Genomic DNA, 8,974 nt, shown 5'->3' with positions numbered 1-8,974 from the left:
GTCGAGTAATGAGACTCATGGGGGTGTTGGGTTTCGTTCCTCAACCCAACCTACGTTAATCTTATATTTAATTTCACTGACCCACTTAAATCTAATAACAGTAAATATTTTTTTAGATGATCCAGCATATTTTTAAAAACAACTTAATAACAATTAAGGAAGCACAATTATTTGTAGAATGGGTCGAGTAAGGAGACTCATGGGGGTGTTGGGTTTCGTTCCTCAACCCAACCTACGTTAATCTTATATTTAATTTCACTGACCCACTTAAATCTAATAACAGTAAATATTTGGTCTTGGTCAACCGCATAAGTTCCATCACTGGTTTGTTTAGCACATAAAAGGGTTTGAATCCATTCATCATTTGGACCAACTTGACGAAAATAGTCTTTGGATAACTTTTGTGATTTTATAGGAATTTTTTGGGTAAATAAATCCAGTGGTTGAGATAAAAGTCCCACATCATAATGCCATTGTCGTCTAGGTGGAAGATGTCCAGAACTTCTACCAGAATTCACGGCAATTTTGTATTGAAAATCCTGGGGTTGACTGTTAATAGATGTGCTATAAGTTCCCGTAGCATAGTTACTCCTTTTCATTTGAATGAATGCACCATTAATTCTCAGATCTATAGGGGTAGTATTAGGACTCCAATTTTCCAATAAGCGGAGTAAGTTGGGTAACCCCCCATTATCTTCCATGGGACGAGCTGGATTGTCTCCCATAGCAGCAATAAAATTAACAGTAGTTGGGGTTGCTATCTGTAACCAATGATTATGTGAACCATTGGTAATGCTGTTAGTATTATGGGGGTCAGTTGGGGTGGCAAAGGGTTGATTAATTTGTAAAACGGGTTGCCAAAAACCATTGGAATCAGGTGTTAACCAGGGTATGAGAAATCCTTGATTATTTTGATTGACTGCTAGTTTCGGTAGGGTGTTACCTGAAAAAGAAAAAGTCCGAATTATCTGATTATTATCCACCCCATAAACACTTAGGGGTTGAAGTAATTTACCTGTTGCCATATTTCTTTTGAAAGCAATTCTTTGAGGCAAGTTTTCCCAACCATTAGATGGTTGATGATGATAATCAAGACTTCCAGTTTTAATAGCAGTTATTGGTAGACCTTCGATATTACTTTCTGGTTGTCCATTGTATTCCCTTCTAGAAAATCTACTAATTACCCATTGTGTTGGGTCACTGTTACATATATCAGTATTAGAAACTAGACAAACTTCTAACAGAAATTCTCTAGCTGGTATCTGTTTAACTATGGGGGTAACGAAGTTGTGAAAATAGGAACTACCTTGTATACCATTGGTTACGGGATCCAGATCGATATTCGGTATGCCATTGATATCATAATTCTGGGTTATTGTGGGAGCATAAGTGTTATATTCAAAATTCGTAGGACGATTATTGAAGGATGCAGTATCACCAATATAATTATTCCAATCATAGTCTCCTTCATTGCGAAAACCAAATCGAAAGTTCTGAGAAAGTAAGGTAATGGAATCTGCTAATATGGCAGCATTTCGCCACTCATCACCCACAGTACAGTTGGGTAGTTTAGAATCACTAGGACGACAAGCAAATTGATGATTTATTTGACTACGATTGTAAAAATTACTCCAATCAGCTGCTAAGGTACTGGTAAATTCTTCTTGGGTATGTCTATTGAAATCACCTTTAATATAAACCGGTAAGTTGGAAGCCAAAATCAAGCCCTTTTCCTCTCTTCTAAATGTATTACTTGTACTACGGAAAAGTTTAGTTGGTGAACTATCACTAGTGGTAATTAGGATCCCATTAGGACGACGAGTAGGATCAAGTTTATAATCCACAGAACTTTCTGATTTAGCAGATATTCCTCCACTTATATCTGGTAGAGCATCATCCCGAGTCGCATAAATAATTCCACTATTTGGTAATAAATACTCATCGGTTGATATTCTGGTTGTGCGTAGCTGATTTAAGTCTATGACCGTAGCACGAATTTCTAACGGTTGTCTATCTCTCAGGGGTAAATCGTATGGTAAATTACTATCCATTTGTACCTGGTTTGAGGTTTGATTAGCTCTGATTTCCCTAGCGTCTAAAAAAGCTATTTCCTTAATTGCACCATGGGGAATGGGAGGGTTACTCAGAGGACTTATACTACCATCCATGATTTGTAAAGCACATAAGGCAGTATCTATAGCGGATTTTTCTGATAAGGTATAGTTGTTTTTTGCTAAAGCATTTCTCAAAGGTTCATTTACCCAACGTCCATTAGGGTATTGCAACTGGGCTTGATATGTAAGTAAATTTGCATAAGCATTAACATTTCTAGTGGGAGGTGGATAAACGATACCATTGTTAGATACTCCCCGCATAGATTTTTCTATTCCTACCGCATTAGGTAATGTGATCATATTTGTCGCTGTGTTGCTGTTTGTAGGAAGATAAAAACTACTAATACAAGCTATGGGGGTGGGATTGTTCTGATGATAATTGCTAGATTTATAGTGGTAAACCACCGTAGCTCGCATTTTTAAATAGGGGGTTGTAATATCCGTTTCAGGTAGTTTGGGCAAAGTAAACCCCAGGGATGAATCATACATCCAGTAGGGGTTAATGGTGGTGTTTACATATTCTGTAGATGTTTGTGGTATGGGTAAGATATCGGACCAAATTTTTGTTGAAACATCTACAAAGTTAGTGCTAGAAGCAGTATGATTTCTGGGTAAATATATTCCAGAACCAGTCACCACGCGCAAACCACCAATGAAATTTTCCTGTTGTGGATTTTCAGGTACTTGTGCTGCTGCATATTCCCAATCTCCATCCCTTTCTATTGCAGCTAAATCAGCTAAATTATGCAGGGTGGTATAACGGGTTCTTGGTTCATTACCTAGATCCCAATTAATATTTTTGAGGTTTTGAGTGTGGTTAATATCGGTGGTAAAAAAGCGATTTTGTGGATAATTCCACCACATTTGGGGTAGATTGTGACCAACTATAACCCGGTCTCCTAAATACTGCTCTACTCCCCCTAGTTGTTTTTGCAGTTGCTCCATAGGTTCTGTTGCACTGGGTTTGAGTAAATTACCGCTGATGTTTAATGATAATTGACTATGACCAGTTCCCGTGATTCCATCGGTGGCAAATGGATAAATCCATTGATCTATGGGACGTAGGGTATCACCAGTACCTTGTAAGGGATTATCGATCTTATTTACATCACTCTGTTCACTACCAAAGGGTACTTCTTGAAAGGGTACGCGGCGGGTACGTTTTTGAAAATAGAGTTCCAATTCTTTACGGCGAATTTGGTCATATTGATCAGTTGTATATGCTGTTCCTAATTGCTTTTGTTTTTTGATAATTCCCTGTTTTACTTCTTGAGGATCGGTGGTCAAATAATTTGCCATTTGCCTATCAACTAACTTATTGATTCTTTTCATATAAGCTAAACTATTATAGGCTATATTCTGTGGTGAGTTGGTAACCGATTTATGGTCTGTAATTCTGGGGTTGTATCCTGCTATTGTTTGTGGATTTACGCCCTTATCCTTAAATAAATCCACTGTGGTTGCTGTGGATAGATCTTTATTATCTGTAAATCCACCTGCTGCTAAATTCCCACCTACAATAATTTTAGAGTTTTCCGGTTCGTAAAAGCAAGAACTCTGACTGCTAATTTGATAGAGTCTAATTGATCGGGAAGCTGAACCAGTTAACAAGTTACTATTGGTAAAAATTCTGCCATTAATTCTGAAGTCTTCATTGCCAGTAATTTGTAAGTCATCTTCATAAACAATGGCGTTGTTGCTAGATGGAATTTGAATTCTCTCTTGCTTATATTCTAAAGCATAAAATGCTTTATTTTCTGGGGATATTTCATAGTTAATTTGATTTTGTGTGGGTATGGTCATCTGGCTAGTAATGGGAACTGTAGCAGTGTAAACAAAAAAGGCTTTTCTCATTTGTCCACCAATTATTAACCACCCATTTGTATCTACTAATTTTTCCAAGTTTTTACTTATTGAAGTAAAATCCTGACATCGAGAATTAAAATCGATTGGGTTGATAGGTAAAGATCTAGCTTCTAAAGTGTTTCTAGCTCGCACGTATTGCTGATTGCTTTGAGGAGGATTTTTAAAATAAATACCATAAAGGGTATAGCTGTCAAATTTACCATTGTTATTAGTGTCTACGGGAAATTTCCAAGCGGTTTTTAAGGGTTCGTAGTTTTGCAAGTTGAGGGTCAGATTAGTCTCATCACCAAAGGTATATTCGTCTAGGTAATTAATTAGGTTATTATATAAGTCTTGATCTGAAGGTAAAAATTGGGTAATTCTAGGATCTGCCAACATTTGGTTAATCTTGGCTTTTCCCCTATCTATTGCAGGAGTCGCTGCATTGATTACCGTTTGATTAATCTTGGTATTATGGGCATGTTTAGCTCTTTCAAAGGAGCGAAATACAATTGCCATTGTTAGTAACATTACCACCAGGATAACCATGGTTGTTGTGGGCAACACAAAGCCTTGATTTTTTAAGTTTCGTCTCCTTTGAGATTTCAAAATAATTTTTAAAAACAATCTTATTAGGTTTTTTGTAGTTCTTCGTAAAATACGCAAAAACTGAACAACCACCTTGGCATATTTTTTGGTGATGATCCGGTAAGAATAACACTTTTTAGTCATAACCATGAGTCCCCCTCCCTAACCCAATTACTTTTGAGTAATTGGCTTAATTGGATAAACTTAATATATCTAACGTATCTAATATAGATTGTTATCTCTTGACGGGGATTTTATGTACAGTATTTACACTGTTTTTTAAAAAAAATGACTGAATATTGAAAATTGGGAATTCACTGAAGGAATCTTGGGTATGATAGATTTTTGTCAGCAATCCTCTAATCAAAATCCCTTAATGAAAAACCATAACATCAAAAACATCAAACTCCCCGAACTCCTAGCACCTGCGGGTGACTGGGAATGCGCAAAAGCAGCAGTAGAAAATGGTGCGGATGCAATTTATTTTGGTTTAGACAAATTTAACGCAAGAATGCGATCGCACAACTTTACTATTAGTGACCTACCGGAATTAATAGAATTTTTACACTTACGGGGAGTGAAGGGATACGTCACCTTAAACACCTTAATTTTCACTTCAGAACTCCAGGAAGTGGAGCAATACCTCAAAACCATGATTACCGCTGGTGTAGATGCTGTGATTGTTCAGGATGTGGGTATTTGTCGTCTGATTCGTCATCTTTCTAGTGATTTTCCTATTCATGGGTCAACCCAAATGACTATTACCAGTGCTGCTGGGGTGAATTTTGCTAAATCTCTGGGATGTCAATTAGTTGTTTTAGCACGAGAGTGTTCAATTAAGGAGATTAATAAAATTCAACAACAAATATTAGACAAAAACATCCCCTTACCTTTAGAAATATTTGTACATGGTGCATTGTGTGTTGCTTATTCTGGACAATGTTTAACCAGTGAAGCGTTAGGAGGACGCTCTGCGAACAGAGGGGAATGTGCTCAAGCTTGTAGAATGCCTTATGATTTAATAGCAGACGAAAAAATTGTTGACCTAGGTAATCGCAAATATTTACTTAGTCCCCAGGATCTTTCTGGAATAGAGGTATTACCGGAACTAGTAAACTGTGGAGTAACATCTTTAAAAATTGAAGGTAGATTAAAAACACCAGAATACGTTGCTAACGTTACTCAAGTTTATCGACAAGCATTGGACAAAATTGCCAAACCAGGCAATAGTCAGATAAGCGCCACATCTCACAACATTACATATAAACAAGATTACAAGTATCCCCTAGAGATGGCCTTTTCCCGTGGACTTTATACGGGATGGTTGAGAGGTATTAATAATCAAGAATTGGTACATGCAAATTTTGGCAAAAAACGCGGGGTTTATGTGGGAGAGGTAACGCGAATTAAAAATGAACAAATAACTTTAAAAATAGTCGCACCTATTAAAGCTGGTGACGGGGTAGTATTTGACTGTGGACATCCAGAATTACCAGAAGAGGGAGGGAGGGTGTACACAGTCACACAAAAAGGAAAAGAAGTAGTTTTAACTTTTGGTAGGGATGCTATCAATCCCAGGAAAATTCATATAGGTGATAAGATTTGGAAAACCAGTGATCCAGAATTAGATAAAGCAATTCGTCAAACCTACACAGGAGAAAATCCCCATTTTACCAAACCAATTCATCTAGAATTATTTGGGGAAACAGGAGAAAAATTAATAGCTATAGTTCGGGATGAAATTGGTAATATCGTCAAAATAGAATCAGAAATACTGCTAGTTGAGGCTCATACTAAACCCTTAACTGCAGAAAAATTGCAAGAACAATTTGGACGTTTGGGGAATACACCATTTCATTTAGGAACTTTAGAAAACAAAATTATGGGTAATGTGATTTTACCTGTGAGTGAGTTGAATAGAATGCGTCGAGAACTGGTCACAAGATTGCAAATTCTTAGAAGTAAACCCCAAGTTTGGCAGATAAATCATGATCATCAATGGCAAGATCTGCTCAAGATTGTCAGAGATGATAAGAGTGTAACCGATGCAGGCGTTTCTTTGATAATACTAGTCAGGAGCATGAAACAACTCTTGACTGTGTTAGATACAAATATTGAAACAATATATTGTGAATTTGAAGATCCTCATAAATATCAAGCCGCAGTAAAACTCTGTCGAGATACCGAGAAATCTGTGAACCTATATATTGCACCTCCTCGTATTACTAAACCGGGAGAAAATTGGATTTTGAAACAGCTAAAAGAATGCCAAGCAGATGGTTACCTAGTTAGAAATTATGATCACCTGGAATATTTCGCTGACGCCCAGTGTATTGGTGATTTTTCTTTAAATATCGCTAACCCTTTGAGTGCGGACTATTTTCAAAAACAATTTAACCTACAACGTCTAACTGCTTCCTATGACTTGAATATTAATCAACTCATAGATTTAATCACCACTTACACACCGCAATTTTTAGAGGTGACCATACATCAACACATCCCCATGTTCCATATAGAACACTGTGTATTTTGTGCCTTTCTCTCCCAGGGAACAGATTACACCAATTGTGGTCGTCCTTGTGAAAAACAGGAATTAAAAATTCGAGATAGAGTAGGTAGCGAGCATATAGTAAAAGCAGATACAGGATGTAGAAATACTATATATAACAGTGCTGCACAAACTGGAGCAGAATATGTACACAAACTAATTAGTGTGGGGTTGAAGAATTTTAGAATCGAATTTCTTGATGAAACACCACAACAGGTTACCCAAACCATCAATTATTACCAACAACTTATCCAAGGAGAAATCACCGGTTCACAAGTTTGGAAAACCTTAAAATTGCAAAATCAACTAGGTGTAACTCGTGGTGCATTAACCGATCACTAATAAATAGAGAACTTCCTTTATGGAAGTCCCCTATCTCTAACCAAAAATCGCCCCGCTGCGTGCAGGAATATTGATCTCAATCTTCTCTCCACTCCATAATACTTCTCCATTACCATACAACAACTTGGCTGGTTTATAGCTATCCAGACTAGCTCTAACTCCATCCTCTCCTATATTAATGGCAATCATTAACTGCTGATCTTCCCAACTCCTGACAAACACATATAATGTGGTATCCGCATAAATAACTTGATAATCTCCTATCCTTAAAGCAGCATATTGATGACGCAAAGAAATTAACTGTTTATGAGTTTTCAGGATTTCTAAGTTCCATTTATCAATTATAGGAAACCCTCGACGACAATCGGGGTCCAACCCACCAGGTAAGCCAACTTCGTCTCCATAATATATACTGGGCGATCCAGGAAATGTCAATAGTAATAGGGTTGCCAATTCAACCGATGTAATATCACCACCAGCAATAGAAATTAATCTGGCTGTATCATGACTTGCCAGTAAATTTAGTTGGGTTAGTTGAATTTCCCACGGGTACAGGTTTAATAACTCCCGCATTTTCTCAGCATACTCAGCTGCAGATAAAGGTGGAAAAGCTTCATAAGCACGTCCTTCTATCATTTCCAATTCTATCCGATTTCCTACAGTAAAAGCAATAGTAGGACCTGTAAATAAGTAATTCATAACTCCATCAAATTGGGTGCCATCTAACCACTGACGAGAATCACCCCACACCTCTCCCACAATATAAGCATCCGGATTAATTGCTTTCACCCGTTCTCGAAATTCCTGCCAAAAACCAGGAGTTTTAATTTCATCAGGTACATCTAAACGCCATCCATCAATGCCAAATTTTATCCAATATTCGGCAATTTGCATAATATATTCCCGCACATCTGGATGATCATGATTAAATACTGGTAAAGAACGAATATCTGCCCAACTTTCATAATTTGCTGGTGCGTCGTTGGTATAGGGTGCAAGTGGCCAGTCCTGAATTTTAAACCAGTCTACCCAGGGAGAATTTGGACCATTTTCTAATATATCATGGAAGAAGAAAATCCCTCGACTTGCATGATTAAAAACCCCATCTAACACAATCTTTATATTGCGTTTGTGCGCCTCGTTTAACAACTCTCTAAAAGCTCCATTTCCCCCTAATAACGGATCCACTTGATAGTAGTCGTGGGTATGATAACGATGATTGCTCCCAGACTGAAAAATAGGAGTAAAGTAAATAGCATTAACTCCCAAGTTTTCTATATGGTCTAATTTTTCTAAAACACCCCACAAGTCTCCACCCTTATAACCTTGTAAAGTGGGGGAAGCATCCCAATCTTCCCATTGAGGATTACTTAATAAGCTAGGTTTAAATTGATTACCCTTAGCAAATCTGTCAGGGAAGATCTGATAAAAAATGGCGTGCTTGACCCAGTCTGGTGTGTGAATCTGCATAAATCCAGGTAAAAAGTGAAGACTTTTAGCAGCATAACACATAACTTTAGAGGTAGTTATAATA

3 protein-coding genes are annotated in these 8,974 nt (G+C 37.4%); 1 reads left to right on the top strand and 2 read right to left on the bottom strand.

Annotated elements, in window-relative coordinates; all coding sequences use genetic code 11:
• Positions 1–197: 197 nt before the first annotated feature.
• Entirely contained in the window at positions 198–4,691 is a 4,494-nt protein-coding gene (gene hpsA, locus ASL19_RS08240) for a hormogonium polysaccharide biosynthesis protein HpsA (RefSeq protein ID WP_235528956.1), read from the bottom strand.
• Between the two features lie 232 nt (positions 4,692–4,923).
• Here hpsA and ASL19_RS08235 point away from each other — a divergent pair, with 232 nt between their 5' ends.
• A complete protein-coding gene (locus ASL19_RS08235; protein ID WP_057177968.1) occupies positions 4,924–7,440 on the top strand; it encodes a U32 family peptidase in 2,517 nt (838 codons plus the stop codon).
• Positions 7,441–7,476: 36 nt separating this feature from the next.
• On the opposite strand, the gene ASL19_RS08230 is transcribed toward ASL19_RS08235, so the two are convergent.
• A complete protein-coding gene (locus tag ASL19_RS08230; RefSeq protein ID WP_057177967.1) occupies positions 7,477–8,910 on the bottom strand; it encodes a glycoside hydrolase family 13 protein in 1,434 nt (477 codons plus the stop codon).
• Positions 8,911–8,974: the final 64 nt, after the last annotated feature.

The sequence above is a fragment of the Cylindrospermopsis sp. CR12 genome (genome assembly GCF_001432185.1).
Lineage (GTDB): Bacteria > Cyanobacteriota > Cyanobacteriia > Cyanobacteriales > Nostocaceae > Raphidiopsis > Raphidiopsis raciborskii.
Note: the sequence above shows the minus strand (reverse complement) of the source record. Positions and strands in the feature narration are given on the sequence as shown.

Coding starts and splice junctions, on each gene's coding strand:
- ASL19_RS08235 (WP_057177968.1), top strand. CDS start 4,924: ATGAAAAACCATAACATCAAAAACATCAAACTCCCCGAACTCCTAGCA.
- hpsA (WP_235528956.1), bottom strand. CDS start 4,691: ATGACTAAAAAGTGTTATTCTTACCGGATCATCACCAAAAAATATGCC.
- ASL19_RS08230 (WP_057177967.1), bottom strand. CDS start 8,910: ATGCAGATTCACACACCAGACTGGGTCAAGCACGCCATTTTTTATCAG.